The sequence below is a fragment of the Streptomyces sp. NPDC002054 genome (assembly GCF_040296685.1).
Lineage (GTDB): Bacteria > Actinomycetota > Actinomycetes > Streptomycetales > Streptomycetaceae > Streptomyces.
In genome coordinates this window covers 1-24,748 of record NZ_JBEOXT010000047.1, presented here as the reverse complement: position 1 = coordinate 24,748, position 24,748 = coordinate 1, and the positions used below count along the sequence as shown (strand labels likewise).

Annotated in this window: 23 protein-coding genes and 1 pseudogene; 14 read left to right on the top strand and 10 right to left on the bottom strand. The window is 70.9% G+C overall.

Features of this window, described 5'->3' with window-relative positions:
• The 5 genes and pseudogenes from ABT123_RS32550 to ABT123_RS32530 all read right to left on the bottom strand — a co-directional run.
• Positions 1 to 502 (bottom strand): Scr1 family TA system antitoxin-like transcriptional regulator (locus ABT123_RS32550; protein ID WP_351321309.1); only part of this gene is annotated, 502 nt, incomplete at its 3' end.
• Between the two features lie 114 nt (positions 503 to 616).
• Positions 617 to 921 (bottom strand): annotated as a pseudogene (locus ABT123_RS32545) (transposase); the annotation flags it as partial.
• A gap of 48 nt (positions 922 to 969) precedes the next feature.
• The gene (locus ABT123_RS32540) at positions 970 to 2,352 is read right to left on the bottom strand and encodes a S41 family peptidase (RefSeq protein WP_351321307.1); all 1,383 of its coding nucleotides are present in this window, start codon (positions 2,350 to 2,352) and stop codon (positions 970 to 972) included.
• A gap of 179 nt (positions 2,353 to 2,531) precedes the next feature.
• Entirely contained in the window at positions 2,532 to 2,975 is a 444-nt protein-coding gene (locus ABT123_RS32535) for an NUDIX hydrolase (RefSeq protein WP_351321305.1), read from the bottom strand.
• Positions 2,976 to 3,017: 42 nt separating this feature from the next.
• Positions 3,018 to 3,890: an NAD(P)H-binding protein gene (locus tag ABT123_RS32530; protein ID WP_351321303.1), complete on the bottom strand. Its 873-nt coding sequence runs from the start codon at positions 3,888 to 3,890 to the stop codon at positions 3,018 to 3,020.
• 118 nt (positions 3,891 to 4,008) lie between these two features.
• Between ABT123_RS32530 and ABT123_RS32525 the strand changes: the two genes are divergently transcribed.
• From ABT123_RS32525 to ABT123_RS32475, 11 genes are all read left to right on the top strand, one after another.
• Entirely contained in the window at positions 4,009 to 4,563 is a 555-nt protein-coding gene (locus ABT123_RS32525; protein WP_351321302.1) for a hypothetical protein, read from the top strand.
• A gap of 50 nt (positions 4,564 to 4,613) precedes the next feature.
• Complete coding sequence (locus ABT123_RS32520) at positions 4,614 to 5,582, top strand: AraC family transcriptional regulator (protein WP_502971122.1); 969 nt, start codon at positions 4,614 to 4,616, stop codon at positions 5,580 to 5,582.
• 118 nt (positions 5,583 to 5,700) lie between these two features.
• Entirely contained in the window at positions 5,701 to 6,225 is a 525-nt protein-coding gene (locus ABT123_RS32515; protein ID WP_351321298.1) for a MepB family protein, read from the top strand.
• 13 nt (positions 6,226 to 6,238) lie between these two features.
• Positions 6,239 to 6,811, top strand: a complete 573-nt coding sequence (locus tag ABT123_RS32510; protein ID WP_351321296.1) for a hypothetical protein — start codon at positions 6,239 to 6,241, stop codon at positions 6,809 to 6,811.
• Between the two features lie 80 nt (positions 6,812 to 6,891).
• Positions 6,892 to 7,752, top strand: coding sequence for a hypothetical protein (locus ABT123_RS32505; protein ID WP_351321294.1), 861 nt, complete (start codon positions 6,892 to 6,894; stop codon positions 7,750 to 7,752).
• A gap of 59 nt (positions 7,753 to 7,811) precedes the next feature.
• Positions 7,812 to 10,319 (top strand): tetratricopeptide repeat protein, encoded by a 2,508-nt coding sequence (locus ABT123_RS32500; RefSeq protein ID WP_351321292.1) that lies wholly within the window; start codon positions 7,812 to 7,814, stop codon positions 10,317 to 10,319.
• 72 nt (positions 10,320 to 10,391) lie between these two features.
• Positions 10,392 to 11,339: an LLM class F420-dependent oxidoreductase gene (locus ABT123_RS32495; protein WP_351321290.1), complete on the top strand. Its 948-nt coding sequence runs from the start codon at positions 10,392 to 10,394 to the stop codon at positions 11,337 to 11,339.
• Positions 11,340 to 11,360: 21 nt separating this feature from the next.
• Positions 11,361 to 12,161 (top strand): SDR family NAD(P)-dependent oxidoreductase, encoded by an 801-nt coding sequence (locus tag ABT123_RS32490; RefSeq protein ID WP_351321288.1) that lies wholly within the window; start codon positions 11,361 to 11,363, stop codon positions 12,159 to 12,161.
• Positions 12,162 to 12,277: 116 nt separating this feature from the next.
• Positions 12,278 to 13,399 (top strand): LLM class flavin-dependent oxidoreductase, encoded by a 1,122-nt coding sequence (locus ABT123_RS32485; protein ID WP_351321286.1) that lies wholly within the window; start codon positions 12,278 to 12,280, stop codon positions 13,397 to 13,399.
• Positions 13,400 to 13,757: 358 nt separating this feature from the next.
• On the top strand, positions 13,758 to 15,497 hold the full coding sequence (locus ABT123_RS32480; protein WP_351321284.1) for an N-acyl-D-amino-acid deacylase family protein: 1,740 nt from the start codon (positions 13,758 to 13,760) through the stop codon (positions 15,495 to 15,497).
• Positions 15,494 to 16,960 carry an aldehyde dehydrogenase family protein gene (locus tag ABT123_RS32475; protein ID WP_351321282.1) on the top strand — a complete coding sequence of 489 codons (1,467 nt, stop codon included), beginning with the start codon at positions 15,494 to 15,496 and terminating at the stop codon, positions 16,958 to 16,960. Before ABT123_RS32480 ends, ABT123_RS32475 begins: the two co-directional genes overlap by 4 nt.
• Before the next feature lie 65 nt (positions 16,961 to 17,025).
• Here ABT123_RS32475 and ABT123_RS32470 read toward each other — a convergent pair whose 3' ends face one another.
• Positions 17,026 to 17,652: a hypothetical protein gene (locus ABT123_RS32470; protein WP_351321280.1), complete on the bottom strand. Its 627-nt coding sequence runs from the start codon at positions 17,650 to 17,652 to the stop codon at positions 17,026 to 17,028.
• Between the two features lie 93 nt (positions 17,653 to 17,745).
• A complete protein-coding gene (locus ABT123_RS32465; RefSeq protein WP_351321278.1) occupies positions 17,746 to 18,855 on the bottom strand; it encodes a DNA alkylation repair protein in 1,110 nt (369 codons plus the stop codon).
• Between the two features lie 294 nt (positions 18,856 to 19,149).
• On the opposite strand from ABT123_RS32465, the gene ABT123_RS32460 reads away from it, so the two are divergent.
• Complete coding sequence (locus tag ABT123_RS32460; protein WP_351321276.1) at positions 19,150 to 20,739, top strand: APC family permease; 1,590 nt, start codon at positions 19,150 to 19,152, stop codon at positions 20,737 to 20,739.
• A gap of 116 nt (positions 20,740 to 20,855) precedes the next feature.
• On the opposite strand, the gene ABT123_RS32455 is transcribed toward ABT123_RS32460, so the two are convergent.
• Together ABT123_RS32455 and ABT123_RS32450 are read right to left on the bottom strand one after the other, a co-directional pair.
• Complete coding sequence (locus tag ABT123_RS32455) at positions 20,856 to 21,203, bottom strand: helix-turn-helix domain-containing protein (protein WP_351321274.1); 348 nt, start codon at positions 21,201 to 21,203, stop codon at positions 20,856 to 20,858.
• On the bottom strand, positions 21,200 to 21,571 hold the full coding sequence (locus ABT123_RS32450; RefSeq protein ID WP_351321272.1) for a type II toxin-antitoxin system RelE/ParE family toxin: 372 nt from the start codon (positions 21,569 to 21,571) through the stop codon (positions 21,200 to 21,202). Before ABT123_RS32450 ends, ABT123_RS32455 begins: the two co-directional genes overlap by 4 nt.
• 167 nt (positions 21,572 to 21,738) lie before the next feature.
• Between ABT123_RS32450 and ABT123_RS32445 the strand changes: the two genes are divergently transcribed.
• Both ABT123_RS32445 and ABT123_RS32440 read left to right on the top strand, forming a co-directional pair.
• Complete coding sequence (locus ABT123_RS32445; protein ID WP_351321270.1) at positions 21,739 to 22,017, top strand: hypothetical protein; 279 nt, start codon at positions 21,739 to 21,741, stop codon at positions 22,015 to 22,017.
• A gap of 330 nt (positions 22,018 to 22,347) precedes the next feature.
• Positions 22,348 to 23,139 carry a bestrophin-like domain gene (locus ABT123_RS32440; RefSeq protein WP_351321268.1) on the top strand — a complete coding sequence of 264 codons (792 nt, stop codon included), beginning with the start codon at positions 22,348 to 22,350 and terminating at the stop codon, positions 23,137 to 23,139.
• Positions 23,140 to 24,163: 1,024 nt separating this feature from the next.
• Here ABT123_RS32440 and ABT123_RS32435 read toward each other — a convergent pair.
• The gene (locus tag ABT123_RS32435) at positions 24,164 to 24,571 is read right to left on the bottom strand and encodes an AQJ64_40280 family protein (RefSeq protein WP_351321266.1); all 408 of its coding nucleotides are present in this window, start codon (positions 24,569 to 24,571) and stop codon (positions 24,164 to 24,166) included.
• Positions 24,572 to 24,748 lie beyond the last annotated feature (177 nt).

The following is a 24,748-nucleotide window of genomic DNA, read 5'->3' as shown; positions in this document are numbered from 1 at the left end:
TGAACACGATGTACGGGATACGGCGGAGGAGCTCCTGCCGGGCCAGCCGGGCTGCCGTCCACGCCTCGGTCTGCTCCGGTGTGGGCGGAGGCAGCACGGCGGCGGTCAGCGCCCGCGCGTACGCCTCGGTCTGCAGCAGCCCCGGAACGGCCCGGCACTCGTACGAATTCAGGGTGACCGCCAAGTCCTCCAGTTCGGCCCAGCGGCGGAACCAGGACGCCAGCCCGCGGCGGCTGTTGAGGTCCCGGTGGGCATCCAGAATCACCCCGTCCGTCCGGAGCTGGTTCTCCACCCGTCGGACGAATGTCTCGGACGGAAACCGGCGCCCCTGCTCGACAGAGCCCACGTACTGCACCGAATACCGGACCAGCGGCGCCAGTTCCTCCTGGGTGATGTCGCACTTCTTGCGTAACACCTGGATCAGCCGTCCGAAGGTCCGGAGATCCAGCGCGGGGTCACCGTGCTGGTCGCTCGGGTATTCGTCCTCGACCACACTCGTCATGATGGTCACCTCCCGGACCGCCATCGTCACGGTATGTGACCCCGCCTGTACAGCAACTGGACTCGTACAGACGGATGTACGACTGCGTGCCGCTAGGAGTTGTCAGGGAGGTGTCTTGCTGGTCAGCCCGCCTCGGGACCGGCCGAGGGGCGGGCTGCGGAGCCCCTTCTTCGGGCTCCGGCAGCGTGCTGGTGGGCGCGGACGATGGTGGAGTCGACCGACACCAGCCACTCGATATCGCCTGCGGCGTCTGCGTTTGCCTGCGCTGCCTGGAGCATCCGCTCGAAGGTCCCGTCCGCTGCCCACCTGCGGAAGCGTGTGTGGAGGCCGGCCCGCGACCCGTACCGCTCAGGGACGTCCCGCCAGGCGACCCCGGTGCGGAACTTCCACACGATTCCGTTCAGGACCGTCCGGTCGTCCAGCCGGGGCCGCCCGAAAGCAGGACGGGCAGCAGCGGTTGCACGAACCTAGTCCCGCAGGACCTTCACGGCCCGGTCGAAGGCCGAGTCCTTGTTCTGGTCGAACTCCTCCGTGGTGAAGACCGGCTCGGTGAGGTGCGGCGGGATGCCCGCGCCGTCGAAGGTCCTGCCCGACCGGGTCAGCAGCTCCTCGTTCGGCAGCCAGACCGACATGCCGTTGGGGAGCTTGCGCACCATGACGTCCGAGAAGACGCCCTGCGTGGGCTGCCCGATCCGCACGGTCCGGCCGGGCCGGTCCATGAGGGCCTGGGTGAAGGTCTCTCCCGCGCTGACGGTCGAGCCGCCGGTCAGCACGGCGACCGGCCCGGTGTAGCGGGGGCCCTGGCCGGGTGTGACGTACAGGGGCTGGGGGCGCGTGTGCCGGGTGGGGTCCGTGGGATCGTTGCGGGCCCGCTTGGAGTAGGCGAGGTAGGGGGTGTCGGTCAGCCGCCCGGCGATGTGGAGCCCCATGGCGTCGGAGCCGCCGCCGTTGATCCGCAGGTCGATGACCAGGCCCTTCAGGTGCCGGGTGCGCTCCTTGCTCAGGACCGTGTCCAGCGCCTTGTCGAGCTCGGCCAGCTCGGCGGTGTAGGGGGCCTTGTCGCCGGCGTAGCCGCCGAAGCCGGAGATCCGCAGGTAGCCCTGACCGCCGGGGAGGTCGGCGTAGGTGATCCGCCCGGCGCCGAAGTCCTGGAGGTTCCGGGCGTCCTTGAGGTCGCGCTCCACGACGAACTTCTTGACCTCGGCGTCGAGCGTCCCACCGGGCATGACGGTGCCGGGGCGGGGCTGCCCGAAGAACCGGTCGGGGAAGCCGTCTTTGTCGCCGTCGACGTCCCAGACGGCGACGTGGGCGTCGTGGAGCGGCTCCACCATCTTGCTGAAGACGGCGAAGAGTTCGTCCGGGGTTGTCCCTTCGTGGACCGTGGGCCGGTACCGGTCGCGTACGGCGTGCCAGTCGATGCCCTTGGCGGCGAAGAACGGGTAGTTCTCCTCGAACGTCTGCCAGAAGACGTCGAAGGTGGCGAGCGGATCCCCGGGGGCGGCAGGCGTGCAGGCGTCGGGCAGTTCCGTTATCCGGCGCAGGTTCCGTTCGCCGACGTCGCCGGCCAGCCGTACGGAAGCGTGGTCGCGGTCCCCGAGGGTGCGCACGGTGAGGACGGTGCGTCCGGGCGTGGTGTAGGTGCCGGGGCCGGTCCGCCGCGCGGTGTCGCCCGCGATGCAGCTGACGGCGGTGGTCTGGTACTCCTGGAGGGTTCCGTTCCGGATGGACAGCACGGTGCCGTAGCCGTCGGTGCGCCAGATTCCGTCGGTGGCCGGCTGGTGGGCGGTGGTGGCCGGCGCGGCTGCGCCGACGAGGGCCAGGGCGACGGCGGTGGCCGTGACGATGCGCACGATCTTGCCTTCTCTGTAGGTGACTTGCTGGGTACCGCCCCACCGTGGCTGACACGGGATCCACCGGGCCATCCGGCTGTCCGGCCGATCGGAGGTGGGGCCAACCCCCGCTACCCGCGGTACCCGGGACCACGCGCCCAGGGAGTGACGCCAGCCAGACGAGACTTTGGCGACACGACCTAGCGCACCAGGCCCAGGTCAACCGGACCCCGGTCCGCCGGTACGGCCAGCAGCTCGGCCAGCTTCGGGGGCCACACGGGTTCGCCAAGGGTCGCCAGCTGCTGCGGTTCCAGCCAGTGCCAGTCCGCCTGCGGGGTGTCGGTGGCGGGTGGGCGCTGGGGGCCGGTGGTGAGGTAGATGTGCTCGTGCTGGCGGACTCGTCTGCCCATGTGCACGAAGTCGTGCTCCCAGGTGCAGAGCAGCCGCTGCGGCGCCAGGTCGGTCCACCCGGTCTCCTCGCGCAGCTCGCGCACGACGCAGTCCTCGGGGGTCTCGCCGGGGTCGATGCCGCCGCCGGGAGGCACCCAGTGGATGCCGTTCTTGCTGTGGGTCTCGCGGAACAGGAACACCGAACCGGTGGGGGACAGGATGACAATGCGGGCGGCCTGCCTGGGAGTTCGCATCAGATCAGGGTAAGGCGGCGGGTGTCGGAAACGGCGGGGGATTTAGCCCTCCGCCCGCGGGTTCGGCTGGGTGGGCCGCCACATCCCGGCTGCCGCGGCGGTCCGTGCGTACTCGGCGAAATCGCGCGGCTCGCGGTGGAGTGCGCGCTGGACGCCGTCGGCGAGGTCCGCGAAGCGGTTGTCGGCGATCCAGCCGTAGAGCATGTTCAGCAGGCCGACGAACTCCTCCGGCAGGCCCTGGCGCTTGGCGTACGCCGCGAACTCGGCGGGGGAGACGGGGCGGTGGGCGATGTCCGTACGGCCGGTGGCGCGGGCGATCTCCTCGACCACGTCGGCCAGGCTCAGCAGCCGCGGGCCGGACAGCTCGTAGGCCTGGCCGCCGTGGCCGTCCTCGGTGAGGGCGGCCACGGCGACGTCGGCGATGTCCTCGGCGTCCACGAACGGCTCGACGCCGTCGCCGGTGGAGGTCACGACGTCGCCGTCTTCGAGCTGCCCGCGGTAGAAGGGGTCCTCGTCGAAGTTCTGCGCGAACCAGGAGGGCTTCAGGATCGTCCACTGGGCGCCGGATTCCCGGACCGCGCGCTCGCAGGGGAGCTTCTCCTGGCCCTCCGGTACCACCCAGTTGCGGGCGGACAGCAGCACCAGCCGCTCGACACCGCGGGTCGCCGCGAGCTTGGCGAAGGCGCGCATCGAGGTCGCGGCGTCCGCGAGCTGCGAGTCGACCAGGTAGGCCGCGCCGATGCCCGCCAGCACCGGCTCCCAGGTGTTCTCGTCGCTCCAGTCGAAGCGGGCCGGGCCCTTCCGGGAGGCCGCCCGCACCTCGAACCCGCGCTGCCGGAGGCGGGAGGCCACGCGGCGGCCGGTCTTGCCGGTGCCGCCGAGTACCAAAATCGTCTTCGTCGTCTCAGTCGTCATGAGATCGATCAAACCGCCCGCCGGTGAGCCGAGGAATGGTCTGCACGCTCAGATCAATGTCTCAGCGTCTCGGCATGGCGCCGGGACCCGCCGCGCCGGGCGGTGGATGCTGATTCCCGTGAACGACCCCAGAGCAGGCGGTGACGCCACCGGTCAGGCCGGGGTCATCGGCATCGGGCTCGCCGCCGTGCTCACGTTCGCGCTCGCGCAGGGTTCCTGGCAGTGGTTCGCCACCTTCATCGGGGTGACACTGCTCGCGGTGATCTTCGCATTTCAGACGCGGCCGGCCTGGACGCCGGGCATCCGGTCGCCGTACATGCGCGGTCTGGTGGCGTACTCGCTGGTCGTCGGCCTGTGCGTGGCGATCGCACTGGCTCCCATGCTGCAGCGCTGGGCGTGGCTGTTCCCGATGCCGGGCACCCGTGGCGGGTGCGAGGCGCTGGGCAGGTACGAGGCCATCCGGGCGAGGGACGCGGTGCCGGACCTGACCGGTCTCGACGGCGCCGGTCTGGCGTACGCGCAACAGGCCGCGAGCGGCAAGGCCGTTGCCGACTGCCTGGCAGCCACGACAACGCTGTGGCTGCCCCTGTACGGAGCCGGGGTGGCCCTGCTGGTGGGCGCGGTCGCCTGGTCCCGCGACCGGGCGCGGGCGCGGAGGGTTGCCCCGAAATAGCTGTGGGGGTCCCCCGCCCACGCCCTAAGGTTCTTCATATGAAGATCGGCGTGGACGCGCTGGCGAGCCTGCTGTACGAGGTCAGGTCCGAGGGGGCCCTGTTCAGCCGGAACATCCTGGCCCCGCCGTGGACGGTCCGCTTCGCCGACCGGACGCCGCTCACCCTGATCACCATGCTGCGCGGAACGGGCTGGGTGGTCCCCGACGACGCCGAGCCCGTCGAGGTCGGCCCCGGCGAAGTCGCCGTGGTGGCGGGGGCGGAGGCGTTCTCCGTCACCGACGACGCCGACGTGCGGACGCCGCCGCTGTACGTGCTGCACGGCCCGTACCGCTGTACGACGGCCACCGGCGAGGAGATCGGCGACGAGATCGTGCTGGGCCTGCGCACCTGCGGGAACAGCCTGGAGGGCGATGGCCCGGCCGTGCTGCTCACCGGCAGCTACCGGGTCGGCGGCCGGGTCTCGGAGCGGCTGCTGAGCGCGCTGCCCCGGGTGCTCGTGGTGCGACGCGACGACGGCGCCGGCGACGGCCCGAGCCCGATCCTGGAGCTCACCGCCACCGAGATCGCCCGGGACGACCCGGGCCAGCAGGCCGTCCTGGACCGGCTGCTGGACCTCCTCCTCCTGTGCACGCTGCGAGAGTGGTTCACCCGGCCCGAGGCCGATCCGCCCGGCTGGTACCGGGCCCTCGGCGACCCGGTCGCGGGCCGGGCGCTGCGGCTGATGCACGACAGCCCGGAGCGGGCGTGGACGGTGGCGGCCCTCGCCGAGGAGACGGGCGTATCGCGGGCCACGCTCGCCCGCCGCTTCGGCGAACTGGTCGGCGAGCCGCCGATGGCCTACCTGACCGGCTGGCGCCTGGCACTGGCGGCCGACCTGCTGGCGCGTACGGATGCCACGGTGGAGTCGATCGCCCGGCAGGTCGGCTACCGGAGCGCCTTCGGGCTGAGCGTGGCCATGAAGCGCGTACACGGAACCCGCCCCAGCGAGCACCGCACGGCAGGGGGCGGGTCGCGATGATGCCCGGGCACGGACGAGTGGTGGGCGGCCCTGGCCGTCCCGGCGCTGCCCTGGCTCCTCGCCTACGCCTGCACCCGCACTTCCCGCGCCCTCCGGGCGCGGGTGGCAGGATGTGAGGATGGCGGCGAATCAGACCTGGGCAGGGCTTCACACTGACCTGGCGGCGGCGAAGGCACTGGTGTACGACCCGAGTGGCTTTGCCTGCTCGCAGCCGGTGCCGGAACCGGAGAGCGCCGAGTACGCGGCTCACGGGTTCACCATCGACGGGTTGTCGGTCAGGTTCCGCGTGGCCAAGACCACCCCGACGAAGGTCGGCCAGTTCGTCACCGTGTGGCAGCGGTCCGCAGAAGGCCCGATCCGGCCTTTCGACGCCGCGGACGGGGTTGATCTCTTCGTTGTCAGCAGCCGTGACAGCGGCGGCTTCGGACAGTTCGTGTTCCCGCGAGAGGTGCTGTGCGAGCGCGACATCGTGTCCAGGAACGGCTCCGGCGGGAAGCGGGGTTTCCGCGTCTACCCGCCGTGGGTGACCACGACCAGCCGTCAGGCACGCAACACCCAGGCATGGCAGGTGAACCACTTCCTGTCTCTCCCCGACGACCGGCCTGCCGACCTGGCCCGCGCCAAAGCCCTCTACCGCCCCTAGGGGGCACGGCACCGTGAACGCAGCGCAGGCTTGGTCGGAGGCGCTCCAGCTGTACAAGTGGCTCTGCACGTTCGTCGGCGTCGCTCCGCGCGAGCACGACGAGTGGTGGCTCGACGTCGGGGCGATCATGCGTCTCGAGACACGGGACCCGCGCGGCTGGGAGTCCATCGACCCTTACGAGGGAGAGGACGAGCGCCGGGACGATCCGCTGTTCCCCTGGCTGGAGACACCCTCCACCCCTGCGGATGCGGAACGCCACCGGGGGCGGGTGGAGGAACTCCCCCGGTCCTCGGTGCGGTCGCTGATCGTCCTGCTCGGAGCCGGCATGCCCCGCTCGGACCTCTCCTGGTCACCGGGCTGGGAGGAGCACAGGCCGGAGATGGAACGCCGGGCTGACGTGATCCTGTCGCGCTTCCCGGACGGCACCCGCTTCTACACCAACCTCGGCTGGAAGGGCGAACGCCCCGATTTCTACCGGCAACCCTCCCGAAGTTACGACTCCTTCAGCCAGTACGACTGGGACGCCGGGCTGATCGCCGTGAACGACGACGAAGTCGCCGTGCTCTGGAACTTCCAGAACATCTGACCAGGCTCGAGGACAGCCGGGCCGCGAAATGCAATTGAATATCCAACGAACATTCCGATCTTCTGTGTACGGTCGGTCGCATGAGCAAGCACGCCCGCGCCCGGTCCCGCACGCCCCGCCGGGTGGTCCTCGCGGCCACCGTCGGCCTGTTGACGTTCGCGGCCGGCTGGGCGTACGCACTCCAGGACGGCGGCGCGCCCACCGCCGCGGCCGGCGTAACTGCAGCCGCCGGCACCGGCACCGACGACGACAACCGCCCGCCGGCCCAGGACCGGGCCAACCGCTCCACCGGCCGCGAGACCGGCCGCGAGACGGGCCGCGAGACCGGCCGCGAGACCGGCACGGCCGCCGGCCTGCGGGAACTCCCCGGCCTCAGCGCCGCCACCCGCGCCCGCATCCCGGCCGACTCCCGCCAGGTCATTCTGGTCGCGGGCAAGGCCAAGGACTCCTCCGAGGGCACCGCCACCCTCTACACCCGCCCGGACCCCGCCGCCCCCTGGACGGCGGCCGGCAGCTGGCCGGCCCGTAACGGCGCCAAGGGCTGGGCCACGGACCGCCGGTACGGCGACCTGTCCTCCCCGGAGGGCGTCTTCTCCCTCACCGACGCGGGCGGCCTCCTCCCGGCCCCGCCCGGCACCCGGCTCCCGTACGACCGGGACCGCTCCTTCGTCCCCTCCGGCCGCGGGGTCAACGGCGAATCCCTGGCCGGGTCCTTCGACTACGTCGTGGCGATCGACTTCAACCGCAAGCGCGGCACCTCCCCGCTGGACCCCACCAAACCGGAGGGCGAGGCGAAGGGCGGCAACATCTGGCTGCACGTGGACCACGACGGCCCGTCCCAGGGCTGCGTGGGCATCCCGAAGGACGCCATGCAGAAGGTCCTCCAGACCCTGGACCCGGCCGCGAAGCCGGTCATCGTGATGGGGCCTTACGGTTTCTGACCCCTTGGCAGGGGCGGCCCGAGTAGCGTGATTCCTCCGCCGGGAGGAGGGGCCCAGCCATGTCGGTGTCGAACCAGATCAGCGACGGCGTGTTCTTCCACGCCGTGATCCAGGGGCAGAGCATCACGGTCCAGCTGCCGCCCGCGATCGCCCCTGCTCTGTCCGGACTGCCGGCTGCCTCCGCCACCTTCACCGGCCGCGACGGCCACATCACCGACCTGCTCGGGTTACTGGAGCCTGGGCCGGACCGGCAACAGGCCGTCCTGGTCGCGGCGGTGGCCGGGCTGGCCGGCGTAGGGAAGACCGAACTCGCCGTGCAGACGGCGATCCGGGCCCTTGCCGAGGACGGCTGGTTCCCCGGCGGGGTGCTCTTCGTCGACATGTTCGGCTACGACGCCGAGCGCCGGCTGTCCCCCGAACGCGCACTGGACGGCCTGCTGCACGCGCTCGGCCTGCCCGGCGAGCACATCCCGCCCACCCTCCAGGACCGGTCCCGGCTCTACCGCAGCGTGCTGGCCGCGTACGCCGCACAGGGGCGCCGCATCCTGGTCGTCATCGACAACGCCTCCGCCGCCGACCAGGCCCGCCCACTGCTGCCGACCGACGGCAGCACGGCCGCGCTCGTCACCTCCCGCCACACCCTGGACATCGAGGCCCGGCTGCACGACCTGAACGTCCTGGACGAGGCCGCCTCGGTCGACCTCCTCGCCCAGGCCCTGCGGCAGGCGCGGGGTGCGGCCGACACCCGGGTGCGGGACGAACCGGCCGAGGCGGCGGCCATCGCCCGGCTGTGCGGGGGCCTGCCGTTGGCTCTGCGGGTCGCGGCAGCCCTGCTGGCCGACACCCCGACCCGGCCGCTCGCCTCCCTGGCCGAGGCCCTCCGGGCGGCCCACACCCGCCTGGACCGCCTCCGCCGCGAAGACCGCGCGGTCCGCGCCGCCTTCGACCTCTCGTACCGACACCTGCCCGCGACCCACGCCCGCCTGTTCCGCCTGCTCCCGCTGAACGCGGGCCCGGACATCGCGACGGAATCCGCGGCCCGGCTGGCCGACCTGGACACCCCGACGACGGAAACCCTCCTATCGGACCTGGCCCGCGCCCACCTGATCGAACCGGCGGCGGTATGGGGGAGGTGGCGGGCCCACGACCTGGTCCGGCTGTACGCGGACGAGCGCGGCGTGGAGCACGCGGTCGCCGACGACCGCGACGCCGCGCAGACTCGTCTGCACGCGCACTACATCACGACGACCGCCGGTGCCGCCGCACATCTGGTGTCCTCGTCGGTCGAGCCGCCCTCCCGGTTTCCGGACTGGAGCGCCGCCATGGCCTGGCTCCGCGGCGAGCACTCCAATCTGATCGCGACCGCAATCGCAGACCCGCCCCTGGGCAGCCCGACGACCACCACCGCATTGGCCACGCTCCTGAGCGGCTACCTCGACCGCACCCGCTCTTACGGAGACATGGCCACGGTCAGTGCCGCGGCAGTGACCATCGCGCGCAGCCAGGGTGATCTCCAGGCCGAAGGGATCGCGCTGAACGACTACGGCAGTGCGCTGCGGCAGATGCGCAGGTTCGACGAGTCCATCGAGGCCCACTCCCGGGCGCTCGATATCGCCGCCGAGCTCGACGACCGCCTCGCGGCGGGAGGTGCCCTGCAGAACCTCGGCAACGCGTACCGGATGGTGCGCAGGTTCGAGGAGTCCGTCGAGGCGCACGGACGCGCTGTGGCGCTCTTCCGCGAGTTCGGCGACCGCCACGGCGAAGGAACGGCGCTCAACGGCTTGGGGCTGGTGCTGGGTGATATGCGCAGGTTCGATGAGGCCGTCGAGATGCTCGGCCAGGCAATCGCGGTGTACCAGGAGCTTGAGGACCAGCGGAGTGCCGCTCTGTGCCTCACCAACCTGGGCACCATTCTGACCGATCTGCAACGTTATGACGAGGCTGTCGAGGCCCATGCCGAGGCAGCTGCCATCGCCGTGCAGCTCGAAGACCGGCACTTCGAAGGTGGGGCACTCGGCAACCTGGGGAACGCATGCGTGGCACTGGGGCGGTTCGATGAAGCCTTCGACGCGCTCACGCAAGCCGTCGATGCGTTCCGAGAGCAGGGCGATCGCCATGCCGAAGGGCGGGCCCTGGGCAATCTGGGGCTGGTGCTTGCCAGGCTCCGGCGACCCCGCGAGGCGGTCGATGCTCATGCCCTGGCCGTGGCCATCGCTGCGGAGACAGGGGACCGGCATGCTGAAGGAGCAGCTCTCAACAACCTGGGCAGTGCCTTGGTGGAGTCGAACCGTCTTGACGAGGCGGCCGTGACGTACACGCGGGCCGTCGAGGCGTTCCGGGAGATCGCCGATCCCTACAACGAGGGGCGAGCGCTCTCCAACCTGGGGTGGGTTCTCTTCGGTATGCGCCGCCTCGACGAGGCCGTCGAGGTCTTTGGGCAGGCGGCTGCTGCGTTCGATCAGGTCGGCGAACACGGCGCTGAGCACAGGGCGCTGGGCAATCAGGCCATGGTGCACAACGAGCGGTGGCTGCTGCGACAGGACGGGCACGCCTCACCTCTTGTCTGACGAGGCGTCAGCTTGCACGATGGGCCCGGCATGCAGCCGTATGACGATTCGTCAGGTGAAGGTGGGCCGCCCATGGCGCGCGTATTCGAAGAAGGTCGGCTGGTCTACGGGATGCAGCTCCCCGTCCAGTCCCAGAGCACCATCTACGCCGAGCCCTGGGAGGCCTCGGCCGGAGCCGCCGATCTCGCTGCGGTCGCCCGGGCCGCCGACCGCGCCGGGTTCGGGTATCTGGCGACCTGCGACCACGTCGCGATCCCGCGCCGGCTCGCCGCAGCCATGAGCACCGTCTGGTACGACCCCGTCGCCACCCTCTCCTTCCTCGCCGGGGTCACCGAGCGGGTCCGGCTGCTCAGCCACGTGGCGATCGTGGCCCTGCGCCACCCGCTGATCAGCGCCAAGCAGTACGCCACCCTCGACCACCTCTCCGGCGGCCGGCTGATCCTCGGCGTCGGCGCCGGGCACGTGCAGGAGGAGTTCGAGGTGCTCGGGGTCGACTTCGAGCGGCGCGGCGCGGTGCTGGACGAGGTGCTGGATGCCCTGCGGGTGGCCCTCGGGCCGGAGGAGTTCCCCTCCTTCGAGGGGGAGTTCCACCGCTTCGAGGGCCTCGGCCAGCTGCCCCGGCCGGCTCAGCAGCGGATCCCGGTGTGGGTGGGCGGCTCCTCGCCCGCCGCCATCCGCCGGGCCGCCGTACGCGGCGACGGCTGGCTCCCGCAGGGCGACCCGCGGGACCGGCTGCCCGGCCGGATCGCCCGGATCAGGGAGCTGCGCGAGGCCGCCGGGATCACCGACCCGGTCGAGATCGGGGCGATCACCGAGGCGCTGTACGTCGGCGAGCCCGGCTGGGACACCGGCCGCCGCACCCTCACCGGCAAGGGCGAAGCCCTCGCCGAGTCCCTCCGGGAGTACCGGGCGCTGGGCGTGGACCAGATCCAGGTGCGGTTCCGCAGCCGGGACCGGGCGGAGCTGTGCGACCAGATGACGGCCTTCGGGGCCGAGGTCGCACCCCATCTCAATGACTGACGAGACAACCAGGAGCTTGTTGTGGGGAAGCTGGACGGGCGCGTTGTCATCATCACCGGGGCGGCGCGCGGCCAGGGCGAGCAGGAGGCCCGGCTGTTCGCCGCCGAGGGAGCGAAGGTGCTGCTCGGGGACGTGCTGGACGAGCAGGGCGCACAGGTCGCCAAGGAGATAGGCGAGGAGGTGGGCAAGGAGAACGTCCGGTACGTCCGCCTCGACGTGAGCCGGGAGGAGGACTGGGCGGCGGCGGTGGCCGCCGCGAAGGACGCCTTCGGCGGCCGGATCGACGGGCTGGTCAACAACGCGGGGATCCTGCGGTTCAACGAGCTGGTGAGCACCCCGCTCGCCGAGTTCCAGCAGATCGTGCAGGTCAACCAGGTGGGCGCTTTCCTCGGGATCAAGAGCGTGGCCCCGGAGATCGAGGCGGCCGGCGGCGGCACCATCGTCAACACCTCCTCCTACACCGGCCTGACCGGCATGGCCTTCGTCGGGGCCTACGCGGCGACGAAGTCCGCCATCGTCGGCCTGACCCGGGTCGCCGCGCTGGAACTGGCCGCCAAGAAGATCCGGGTCAACGCCATGTGCCCGGGCGCCGTGGACACCCCGATGGCCAACCCGGCGCTGCTGGATCCGGACGGCCCGTCCGCGGAGGCCACCGAGGCGATGGGGGAGCTGTACCGCAAGGTGGTGCCGCTGGGCCGGGCGGGCCTGCCGGCCGAGGTGGCGCGCCTGGCCCTCTTCCTGACCAGCGAGGACTCCTCGTACATCACCGGCCAGCCGTTCGTCATCGACGGTGGCTGGATGGCAGGCGTGAGCATCCTCTGACCATTCTCCGGCCATTCCCTGACGGTACGTCAGGTATTGACGCCGCACCCCTCGGATGGAACAGTCAGCCCTATCGATCTGACGATGCGTCAGAAACCAAAGGACGGTGAACCCCCTTGGAATTCGGGCTCTTTGTGCAGGGATACGTGCCTGAGGCGCGGTCCAAGGTCGACCCCGAGGCAGAGCACAAGGCGCTGTTGGAGGAGACCGAGTACGTCATCCAGGCCGACAGGTCCGGCTTCAAGTACGCCTGGGCCTCCGAGCACCACTTCCTGGAGGAGTACTCGCACCTGTCGGCGAACGAGGTGTTCCTCGGGTACCTCGCCTCCGCCACCGAGCGCATCCACCTCGGCTCCGGCATCTTCAACCCGCTCGCCCAGGTCAACCACCCCGTCAAGGTGGCCGAGAAGGTCACCATGCTCGACCACCTCTCCAAGGGCCGCTTCGAGTTCGGCACCGGCCGCGGCGCGGGCAGCCACGAGATCCTCGGCTTCCTCCCCGGGATCACGGACATGAACCACACCAAGGAGATCTGGGAGGAGACCATCGCGGAATTCCCCAAGATGTTCCTCCAGGAGGAGTACGAGGGGTTCCAGGGCAAGCACTGGTCGCTGCCGCCGCGCAAGATCTTCCCCAAGCCGTACGGCAAGGCCCACCCCGCCATGTGGTACGCCGCCGGATCCCCCTCCTCGTACGCCATGGCGGCCAAGAAGGGCCTCGGCGTGCTGGGCTTCAGCGTGCAGAAGGTCTCCGACATGGAGTGGGTGCTGGAGCAGTACAAGACCGCCATCCAGGAGGCGAAGGCCATCGGTGCCTTCGTCAACGACAACGTCATGGTCACCTCGACCGCGATCTGCGCCGAGACCCACGACAAGGCGGTCGAGATCGCCGTCAACGCGAACATGAACCGCTTCCAGTCGCTGGTCTTCCGCTACCACGACACCTTCCCGCGGCCCGAGGCCATCCCGCAGTGGCCCGAGACGCTGCCCGCGTACAACGCGGAGATCATCGAGCTGCTCATCGCCGAGGAGCTGCTGATCTGCGGAGACCCCTCCGAGGTCCTCGCCCAGTGCAAGCGCTGGGAGCAGGCCGGCGCCGACCAGCTGTCCTTCGGCCTGCCGACCGGCGTCTCGTACGAGGACACGATGACCACCATCAAGCTCATCGGCGAGCACGTCATCCCGAAGATCGACACCGACCCGGTCCACCGCACCACCCGCTTCCGCGAATCCGCCTAGCGGCGAGCCGCACCGTCGGGCCGCCGGGGCTCCCGGGCGGAGCGCTGCTCGCGCGGCGGAGCCTCCGGCGGGGCCCGCTCAAACGCCGCTCGGGCTTGAAATGCCGCTGCGCGGCATGTTCAGCCTCGCCGGCGTTTGAGGCGCGGGGTGTGGGGCGGCGCCCCACGTGCCCGGGCGGAGCCCCGATCGCCCGCACAGACGGGGACGGTGTCTTCCCGGACCGCCGTCCCGAACCGGCCCCGGCCGGAGGCACTCCGAGGCCGCGGCCGGCCCGGCGGCCCCCGGCCGGGGCATGCGCGCGGGGCACGCACACGGGGCCGGTCCGGGCGGGCCCAGTACAAGGAGGAGAAGGGACGTCATGCTCGACCACCTGATCAAGGGCGCCACCGTTGTGGACGGGACCGGCGCCCCCGCCCGCATCGCCGACGTCGGCATACGCGACGGCCGCATCGCCGTCATCGCCGCGCCCGGCGGTGTCACCGAACCTGCCCGGACCAGCGAGGACGCAACCGGACTCGTCCTTACCCCCGGCTTCATCGACCCGCACACGCACTACGACGCCCAGCTGTTCTGGGACCCGTACGCCACCCCCTCCATGAACCACGGCGTGACCACCGTCGCCGGCGGCAACTGCGGCTTCACCCTCGCCCCGCTCCACCCCGACCGGCCCGAGGACGCCGACTACACCCGCCGCATGATGAGCAAGGTCGAGGGCATGGCCCTCAAGGCGCTGGAGGAAGGCGTCGACTGGTCCTGGTCCACCTTCGGCGAGTACCTCGACGCCCTCGAAGGCCGGATCGCCGTCAACGCCGGCTTCATGGTCGGCCACTGCGCACTGCGCCGCCACGTCATGGGCGAGGCCGCGGTCGGCGGACAGCCCACCCCCGAGCAGCTGGACGAGATGCTCGCGCTGCTCCACGACGCCATGAACGCCGGCGCCTGGGGCCTGTCCACCACCCAGTCCGCCACCCACTCCGACGGCGCCGGCGCCCCCGTCGCCTCCCGGCACGCCACCCCCGCCGAACTCCTGGCCCTCTCCCGGGCCGTCGGCGACCACGAAGGCACCCAGCTCGAAGCGATCGTGGCCGGCTGCCTCGACCAGTTCTCGGATGACGAGATCGACCTCTTCGTCGAGATGAGCGCAGCCGCCGGCCGCCCGCTGAACTGGAACGTCCTCACCATCGACGCCGCCGTCCCCGAACGCGTCCCGCGCCAGCTGATCCCCAGCGAACGCGCCCGCAAGGCCGGCGGCCGGATCGTCGCCCTCACCATGCCGATCCTCACCCCCATGAACATGTCGCTGGGCACCTTCTGCGCGCTCAACCTCATCCCCGGCTGGGGGGAGATCCTCGGCCTGCCCGTCCCCGAGCGGATCGCCAGGCTCCGCGACCCGGAGGTCCGGGCGGAGATGCTGCGCCGCGCCGACAGCAAGGAGGCCGGGGTGTTCCGGCGGCTGGCCAACTTCGGCCGGTACGTCATCGGGGACACGTACAGCAAGGAGAACGAGGGCCTCTCCGGCCGGGTGGTGAACGACATCGCCGCCGAGCGCGGCCAGGACCCCTTCCACTGCCTGGTGGAGATCTGCGCCAACGACGAGCTGCGGACCGTCCTGTGGCCGATGCCCACCGACAACGACCCGGCCAGCTGGACCCTGCGCGCCGAAACCTGGCAGCACGAGGACGTCATGCTGGGCGGCTCCGACGCGGGCGCCCACCTGGACCGGATGTGCGGGGCCCCGTACACCACCCGGTTCCTGGGGGACTGCCTGCGCGGGCGCCGGCTCGTCCCGCTGGAGCAGGCGGTGAAGATGCTCACCGACGATCCGGCGCAGCTGTTCGGCCTGCGCGAGCGCGGCCGGATCGCCGAGGGCTGGCACGCGGACCTGGTCCTCTTCGACCCGGAGCGGATCGAGGCCGGGCCGGCCACCCTGGTGCACGACCTGCCCGGCGACAGCCCGCGGCTGGACGCGCGGGCCATCGGCATCGTGTCGGTACGCATCAACGGCGTGGAGACCATCCGGGACGACGAGGTGACGGGCGCGATACCGGGCATCGTGCTTCGGTCCGGCCGGGACACGAGGACGGTGAGTACGCGTTGACCGAAGCGCAGAGGTTGTATATCGGCGGGGAGTGGGTGGAGCCGGCCGGCGGCCACTATGAGGTGATCAACCCGGCGGACGAGTCGGTGGTCGGCCTTGCGCCGGAAGCCTCGCCGGGCCAGGTCGCCGACGCCGCCCGGGCCGCCCGGGAAGCGTTCGACGGCTGGTCCCGTACGCCGGCCGCGGACCGGGCCGCGATCCTCGACCGGGCCGCGGACATCATGCAGCGCGAGTTCGAGCCGTGGACGGCCCTCGCCCAGGCGGAGACCGGCGCGCCCACCGGGATCGCGCGCGGCATGCAGGTCGGGGTGGGGGTCGCCCGGTTCCGGCGGTACGCGCGCGGAGCCCTCGAACCCGTGGAGAAGGGCCTGCCGCCGCAGGTCACCGAGGCCGGCCCGATGGGGAAGGCGAGCATCCTGGGCGCGCTGGAGGTGCGCCAGCCGGTGGGCGTGGTCACCTGCATCACCTCGTACAACAACCCGTGGGCAAACCCGGCGGGCAAGGTGGCGCCCGCGCTGGCGATGGGCAACACGGTGGTGGTCAAGCCGGCCCCGCAGGACCCGCTGTCGGTGTTCAAGATGGCGGAAGCACTGGCGGAGGCGGGCGTTCCGGCGGGTGTGGTGAACGTGGTCAACGGTCAGTCGGTGGCCGTCGGCGAGGCGGCGGTCGACTCCCCGGACGTGGACATGGTGTCCTTCACCGGTTCGACGGCGGTCGGGCAGCGCATCGCCGAGGTGTGCGGGCGCAGCATGAAGCGGCAGTTGATGGAGCTGGGCGGCAAGGGCGCGGCGATCGTCTTCGAGGACGCCGACCTGGACGCGGCGATGATGGGCATCGGCACCACCTTCTCCTTCTACTCCGGCCAGATCTGCACGGCCCCGACCCGGGTGATCGTGCACCGGTCGGTGTACGAGCAGCTGGTCGAGAAGCTCACCGGCTACCTGGCCTTCATGAAGGTCGGCGACCCGGGGGCGCCGGGGACGGTGGTGGGCCCGGTGATCTCGGCGGCGCACCGGGACCGCGTGGAGTCGTACATCGAGCTGGGCCGGAAGGAGGGCGCGCGGATCGCGTACGGAGGCGAGCGCCCGATGGTGGGCGCCGGTCGCGGGTTCTACGTCGCGCCGACGCTGCTGGTGGACTGCACCAACGACATGCGCGTGGTCCGGGAGGAGATCTTCGGGCCGGTGGTCGTGGTCGTCCCCTTCGACGGGGGCGAGGAGGAGGCGGTCGCGCTGGCCAACGACAGCGACTTCGGGCTGCTGTCGTACGTCTGGTCCGGCGACGCCGCCCGCGCCTTCCGGGTGGCCCGGCGGCTCCGAGCGGGCGGGGTCGGCGTGAACACCATCGGCCGCAACATGGAGGCGCCGTTCGGCGGCTTCAAGCGGAGCGGGGTGGGGCGCGACGTGGGGTCGTACGCGCTCCACGCCTATAGCGAGGTCCAGTCGATCGTCTGGACGACCTGAGGACGACCTGAGGACGATCTGAGGGCGCCGGGAGGCGTGGCCTCCCGGCTCTCTCTCAGTCCTTCTCAGTCCTTGTAGTAGTCGGTGAGGACGCAGCCCTTCACCAGGGCCGGTTCCTTCCGGAAGCCGCTCGGCGGGTTGAACTCCGCGTGGCAGTTCAGCATGAGCATTCCGCTCTGCGGCGTGAGCATGGCGGCCATGGCCTCCTCGCTCTGCGATCCGGCCGCGAAGTCCTGCCCGACGACGGGTCCGCTGTTGACGTTCCCGCCCCCCTCACCCCGGTCGACCTCTGCCTTGTAGGCGGCCTGGAACTTCTTGGCGTCCTTGATCATGAAGATGCTGGTGGCGCCCCGCCGGCCGCAATAGCCGCGCTCGGTGACGGAGAACGTCTTCTCGTCGTACTTCTTGTCCGGATGCGAGTCGGAGCTGGAGTCCGAGTACTCGCTGTAGGGCTCGGAGCCGACGTTGTCGCACCGGGTGAACCCGTTGATCAGGCGGGCGGCCTCGGCCATGGAACCGGCCTTGGCCAGGCTCTTGAAGCCGGTGCCCTTCTTGCCGCCGGAGTCGCCGCCTTCGAGGAGCTGGCCGAACCCGGCCGCGTCGCTGCTGCTGTCGTCGCTGCCGCAGGCGGTGAGGGTGGTGAGCAGGGCGGACACGGCCGTGATGGTGACGAGTAGCGGTTTGATGCGCATGGGTGTGGTGTCTCCCCCGTAAATGACCTTGAACGGCGGCGACTTTAGGGCGATGGGCATGTCCGCGGCAAACCAGTGTGCGGCGACCCGCGCTTAGGACGCGTCCAGTGAGAATTCGGCCTCGCCCCGGACCCGGCCGTTGATCTGGAGCTGCACGAGGTGGGCGCCGGAGTGGTAGCGGCGGGTGGTGATCGGCTTGAAGGAGTGGCGGCGGGTGCCGGTGAGCTTCTCGCCGGGGGCGAGGGCGCGGGTGGCGAGCTTGAAGACCTTCGGGGTGCGGGTGCCGTTCGCCTTCACGTGGTGGATGACGTAGTCCACGACCAGCTCGGCGGGGGCGTCCCCGCTGTTGGTGACGGCGTAGTCGAAGACCAGGTACCCGCCGACGGCGACCTGCGGGGTGCTGATGTGCGGCCCGTCGACGGTGACCGGCACGTCCGGCGCGTGCCCAAGGAGGGTCAGTGCCCCCGGGTGCCCGGTCTTGATCAGGGTGCGCAGGCCGTGCCGGACCGTCCGGTGCGTGGTCGGGGCGGGGGTGCGGGTGGCCAGCCAGGCCGCGGCGATCTCGACCGCGAGCTCCGGGTGGTCGCGGCTGATGTCGTTGAGGTGGTTGGCGACGGAGCGGCGTACGTACTCGGAGTCGTCGCGGTGGAGCGCGTCCAGCACCGGCCGCGCGGGCCTCGGGTCGGCGATGAAGGCCGGCAGCTGCGGTGCCCAGGGCAGCCGGGGCCGGGTGCCTTCGCTGGCGAGGCGCCGTACGTGCGGGTCCGGGTCGGCGGTCCAGTCCCGTACGACGGCCAGGGCGCGGGCCGGGTCCGCGCGCAGGAAGGGGCGTACGGCGGACTCGGCGGTGAGCTGTGGGGTGAGGTCGTGCAGCAGGGCGAGGCCGGGCTCGAAGGCGCCGTCCGCCGCGGCCAGGGCGCGTACGGCGACGGCCTCGTTCACCGGGAAGGTCATCCAGCCGTCGAAGCCGGGGTGGTCGGTGAGGGCGTTCCGTACGACGGCCTCGAAGCCGGGCCAGTCGGCGGGCAGGTCGGCGAGGACGGCGTCCCGGATGGCGGCCACGCGGGCGCTGTAGCTCAGCCCGTCGAGGGCATCGGCGCAGGTGAGGACGGTCGGGGAGGCGGGCCGGCCGGCGGCTGCGGCGAGCAGCCGGGCCAATTCCCTGACGGTATCCGCGCTGAGGAGTTCGTCTGCCGTGGGCATGGGGCCATTCTGGCGGACGAGGCTTGGGGTGAGGCCCTGGTGTGGCGGGCTTCTGGTGGTCGGGAAAATTGCCACGGGAAAGTTTTGAATGGGACAAAACGGGCATGGCTGCGGTTTCCGCATTCCGGAAGGTTGGGGTGGGATCCTGTCGATGGGCGGATGGATGCCTGGGTGAACCTTGTATTGCGTGCGTATGAACTGTCCCGGTCTCAAGATTCAAAGGAATTTAGGGGTGTGGAGTACCGGACTTAAGTCTTCCGTATAGGGAAACCGCAGCATCTAGCGTCCTGACCCATGACACAGCTGGACGTTCGGCCCCAGGCCGGAGACACGGTAAGCGGCGCCGCCGAGGGCGCCGCCGAGGGCGCCGCCGAGGGTGGCGTACGTGGCAAGGGCCTCGGCAAGGGGTCAGTAGGTCTGATGGGCAGTGCCGTCATCGGCATCTCCACCGTCGCTCCCGTTTACTGCCTGACCTCGACCCTGGGCTCCACGGCCGGCGAGGTGGGCATGCAGATGCCGGCGGTCTTCCTGGCCGGCTTCCTCCCGATGCTCCTGGTCGCCTTCGCCTACCGCGAGCTGAACAAGGCCATGCCGGACTGCGGCACCTCCTTCACCTGGACCGTGAAGGCCTTCGGCCCCCGGATCGGCTGGATGTGCGGCTGGGGCCTGGTGATCGCCACGATCATCGTGCTCTCCAACCTCGCGGGCGTTGCCACCTCGTACTTCTGGCTGCTGGCCGGCGAGATCACGAACAACCCGTCGATCGCCGCGCTGGACGACAACAAGCCCGTCCACATCCTGACCTGCCTGATCCTGATCGCCGTCGCCACCGCGATCAGCTATCGCGGCATGACCGCCACCAAGGGCGTGCAGTACGCGCTGGTCGGCCTCCAGCTGGCCGTCCTCGCCATATTCATCGTGATGGCCTTCCAGAAGGCCTCGGCCGGCAGCTTCGACACCGGCCTGGACTTCTCCTGGTCCTGGATGAACCCCTTCGCGGTCGAGTCCATGGCGGCCTTCACCGCCGGACTCTCGCTCTCGATCTTCATGTACTGGGGCTGGGACGCCTGCCTGGCCTCCAACGAGGAGACCACCGGCTCCGAGAAGACCCCCGGCCGCGCGGCGCTCATCGCGATGGTCGTCCTGGTCGGCTCCTACCTGGCCACCGGCATCGCCGCGCAGATGGCCGTCGGGGCGGGGGGCGAGGGCCTTGGCCTCGCCAACGAGGAGACCTCGAGCAACGTCTTTGCCGCCCTGGCCGGCCCGGTGATGGGCCCGATGCTCGGCATCCTGCTCTTCATCGCGGTCCTGGCCTCCGCCGCCGCGTCCCTGCAGACCACCTTCATCCCGGTGGCGCGTACGGTGCTGGCGATGTCGACGTACGAGGCCCTGCCGCCCGCGTACGCCAGGGTCCACCCGAAGTTCAAGACCCCGGGCCGCGCCACCGTCATGGCGGGCATCGCGACCGGCGCGTTCTACACGGTCATGACGCTGGTCAGCGAAAACGTCCTCACGGACACGATCTTCGCGCTGGGCCTGATGATCTGCTTCTACTACTCGCTGACCGCGTTCGCCTGCGCCTGGTACTTCCGCAAGGAGCTGCGCAACTCCGGGCGGGACCTCTTCCTGAAGGGCGTCTTCCCGGTGCTGGGCGGCCTGCTGCTGGCCGCGGTCTTCTTCAAGACCCTGTACGACGCCTGGGACCCGGGCTATGGCTCCGGCTCCACCATCCCCGGGGTGGGCGTGGGCAACGTCTTCGTGATCGGCGTGGGCCTGCTGGCGCTGGGCCTGGTCATCATGGAGGTCACGGCCCGCCGCAGCCCGGCCTTCTTCCGCGGCGAGGTCCTCACGAAGACGACCCCGGCCCTGATCGTCAAGGACTGACCCGACCCCATTCCCTTGCCTATCCCTTATGGCTTCCGCTGCTGTGTCAGCCCGGGCCCCGGATCGAATCCCCTCGATCCGGGGCCCGGGTGCGTATCGGGCCGCGGTGCTACTGCTCAGCCGAGCACGTACTGCTCGTCGCCGAATTCGGCGACGATCTTCAGCTTGCCGCCGAGGGCGCGTACGTAGGCGGCGAGCGTCTCGACTTCGCTGCGCTCCAGCTCCCCGTTCTCGATGCGGGACACGCGTGCTTGGGTGACGCCCATCGCCTCGGCCACTTGGACCTGGGTCGTGTGCTGCCGTCGGCGCAGGTCCGCCAGGCGGTGCGCTCGTACGACGGCGATCATCTGCTCGGCGCCGCGGTCGATCTCGGCCTTCTCGGCCGGGGAGAAGTCGAACTCCTCCACCAGGTCGCTCCACCGGGCGGACCCGGTGGGCGTGGGGCGTCCGGGGGTCTGACTCACGGTGTGTCCTCCTCCATCTGTGACAGGTAATGCGCATACGCCTGCTCGGCCCGGGGGATAGCCGAGTGGTACCAACCCTGCCAGTCGCCCGCCTTGTCCCCACCGACGAGGAACACGGCCCGTCGCAACGGGTCGAAGACGAACAGGAGCCGGATTTCGGTGCCCCCGACCGATCCGGGGCGCAGTTCCTTGAGGTTGCCGATTCGCGACCCCTTCACGGTGTCGACGAGGGGGCGGCCCATTGCCGGCCCCTCCCTCTGCAGGGCCGTGATGGCCTTGCTGATCTGGATGAGGCTTGCCCGGTCATCGCGGCGCAGCCTGTGCAGCCAGGAGAGGGCAGGCTCCACGACAATCACTTCCCAGTCCACGGACCATCCTTCCAGGAGTATGACAGCTGCGGCATATTACGCAAGTGTCATATTGCGTGGAGGGTGGAGGAGGCTGAGGTCACCCCAACGTGTGGCGGGGGCGTGGCGGCGGGGATGCGGTGTGGGGGGCCGGTGACTCGGGGTGCGGTGGGGTCGTTGGGCAGGGCATGAACCTTATGAAGCGGACCCTGGCTGCCCTTGCTCTCTCCGGTGGCGCCGCCGTCGCCCTGGTCCCCGCCGTTGCGCAGGTCGCGCACGCCGGGGAGTCCCCCCTCAAGAGCACCCCGGTCACCGAGCGGCTGGTCGAGATCGTCGACAACCCCTCGCAGACCGTCACCGACGCCGAGACCGCGGTGGGCGTGGCCGCCTCCGCGACCGACTCCTCCCTGACGAGCGCGGGCGGCGCCCTCGGGAGCAGCCTCCCGAAGACGCCGTCGGTGGGGTGACCCGGCCGGACTGGTCTTGGTTCGGCTCAGCTTGACGGGGTGAGCAGCAGAGCCCGGGCGAAGTCCCCCCGGCGTGATCCGGGCCGCCGCCTCGGCCGGGGCGAAGGCTGTCCAGCCCGGGCCCGGGCTCGGCAGCAGACGCCGTCGCCCGCCGCGCCCTCCGTACCGGCGCCGTGGGCGGTTACGCCCTCACTGCCCTCGGCCGTGGGCTGCTGGGACTGCTGGACGCGGAGGCACTGGGACGAGCTGATCGATGCGCGCGAGGCGGGGGTTGGGGCGGATTGGGGCGGAGGGGCAATCCCAAGTGGTCGGCTGATCGTTGATCAGCGCATGATCCTCTGGCTGCTCAACCACTTCAGCACGCTCTCCCTCGGCTGCCTGCTCGTCGGCGGCATCATCGCCCTCGCGGTCACCGGCAGCCTCGCCGCCCGCCGCCGGTTCCCCCACCTCGCGGCGGGGGAGCACAACGAGATGGTGGGGGTCGCCCTCGGCATGTTCGGCGCGATTTACGGGATCATCCTCGCCTTTGTGGTCGTGACGCTGTGGACGCAACTGGAGAACACCCAGACGATCGTCTCCACCGAAGCCACCGACCTGGCGGTGGTCGTGCGCAGCGCAGAGGTGTTCCCGCCGGCCGAACGGGCGCGGATCGAGAAGGCGGTGGGGGAGTACGCACACGCCGTGGTCGAGGTCCAGTGGCCGTTGATGCGGGCGGGCGAGCCGAGTTACGACGCGACGGCGGCGCAGACGCGCGGGCTGTACACCGCCCTGCAGGCGTACGAACCGACCACGGCACGCACCCAGACCTTCTACGACGAGGCCGCGTCCCGTATCAACGATGTGGCGGAGCAGCGCCGGGCGCGGATCACCATGGCCGAGACCTCGCTCCCGACGCTGCTGCAGGTGCTGGTGTACGGGGGCGCGCTGGTGATCCTGCCGCTCACGTTCCTGTTCGGCCTGCGCAGCCTGAAGATGCAGCTGCTGTTCGTGTCGGCGGTGGCTGCGCTGATCGGCTTCAGCCTGCTGCTGGTGATGGTCCTGGACCGCCCGTTCGCGGGCGAACTGAGCGTGAGCCCGGCGCCGTACAAGCAGGCGGCGCTGGAGAAGTTCTGGGAGCGGTAGGGGGTACGGGGCTCGGGGGCGCGGGCGGGCTTCGTCGCTTGGGCTCGCGTGTACGGGGCTCCTGGCGCGGGCCCGCTTTTTTGCCTCCGCCTCGTGTACGGGGCTCCCGGCGCGGGCCCGCTTCTTTGCCCCCCGCTCGGAGCCGGGGTGTGGCGGGGTGTCCCGCCCGCCCCCTGCCGGCTCTGACCGGACGAAGTCCGGTGGCGGGGCGGGGCATCGCACCTCCGCCGCGCGGAGCCCAGAGCCGGAGCCACAGCTTCGGGGCCCGCCCAACGGGGCCCGCTTGCCTGCCCGGGCACGGCACGCGGCGCCTCCGTCGGACGGAGTCCGGACGCCGGGGCGAGCTGCGGGGCCTCCAGCGGGGCCCGCCGGCCAGTTGAGCGGTACCCGTCACTGGCCCGGCTGGGGCGAAGCCCCGCTCTTCCTGCCTCGCGGGGTCGGGCGCGGGGGCCTGGTGCGGAGCCCCGGCTTCGCGACGAGGCGGGGTGCGGGGGCAGCCCCGCGCAGTAGCCCCGGCCCGGTTGCCGGGCGGGATGGTGCGTGGCTCGCCCAGCCAGGCGGGGTCCAGCTGCCGGGCGGGGTCCCGGGGTGACGGGTTTCGCCTGGGCGGAGTCTGGGTGGGGCCGGGGGCTGCCCGTCAGTCCTCACTGTCCTTCCGTGCCCGTCCGTCCTGTCAAGGGCGCTCCCTTCGGTCGCGTCGCTTCGCGATTCCGCTTCGCTTCACCCTTGACAGGCCGGCCGGTCCCGGAAAGACAAGGACTGTCGGGCGGCCCCCGGGGGAGGGGCGGCATGGGGGACGTGTCCCAGATGCGGCCGAGTCCGGGAGGGCCGGTCGGCGGCTGCCGCCTGACCGGCCGCCCTTGCGGGCGGAGAGCTCCGATTCCTCGAAGCCCGGGCCCGTTTGGCCGGGCGGAGCCCCCTGGCGCAGCAGATCGCTATGTGCTCCGGCTGGTTTGGCGGCCATCGGCTGTCCTCGCGGGCGGAAAGCTCCGATTCGCCGAAGCCTGGGCCCGTTTGGCTGGGGTCAGGTGGTGGGGTGGGCGTTCCATGCGTTTTGGAGAGCTGGCTGCACGGCTTTGCCGAGAACGACGTGTGTCGTTCCGACTGGGAGGGTGGGCAGTTCGGCCCAGTGGGTCACCGTTTCATCGCTGGGAAGGCCGTATGGCAGACGGACGACTCCGTCGGAGTCGACGAAGCAGTTTCTGTGTTCCGCGCCGTCTTCAGTCCAGTGCAGAGTCGTGAAGTACATCGGCCTCACCAGCCAGAATTCCTCACCCGAAGTGGTATCGGACTCGGTGGCGGTGTCGGTTGGGTAGTGGCCCGTGATCGCTGCTGCTACCGGTGTACCGCTTCGTGGCAGCCTCTCGCGTGCGTCAATCCACGTCACCACGGTGTTCAGACGCGTCGTCATCTCCACCCTCGCCTGGGTCATCGGCAGATTCGTTTTTTGGCAAGACCGCGCGGTGCTCGCGAAGGTTGCCCGGGACGGGGCTGGGGGCGTGTGACTGAGCGCCCTAGTCTTCTGAGTCGGGAATTCTGTTCAGATATGAGGCGAGGCGTTCGAGGATCTCGTCCGCGGTCCTGGTCCAGACGTAGGGCCTGGGGTCGG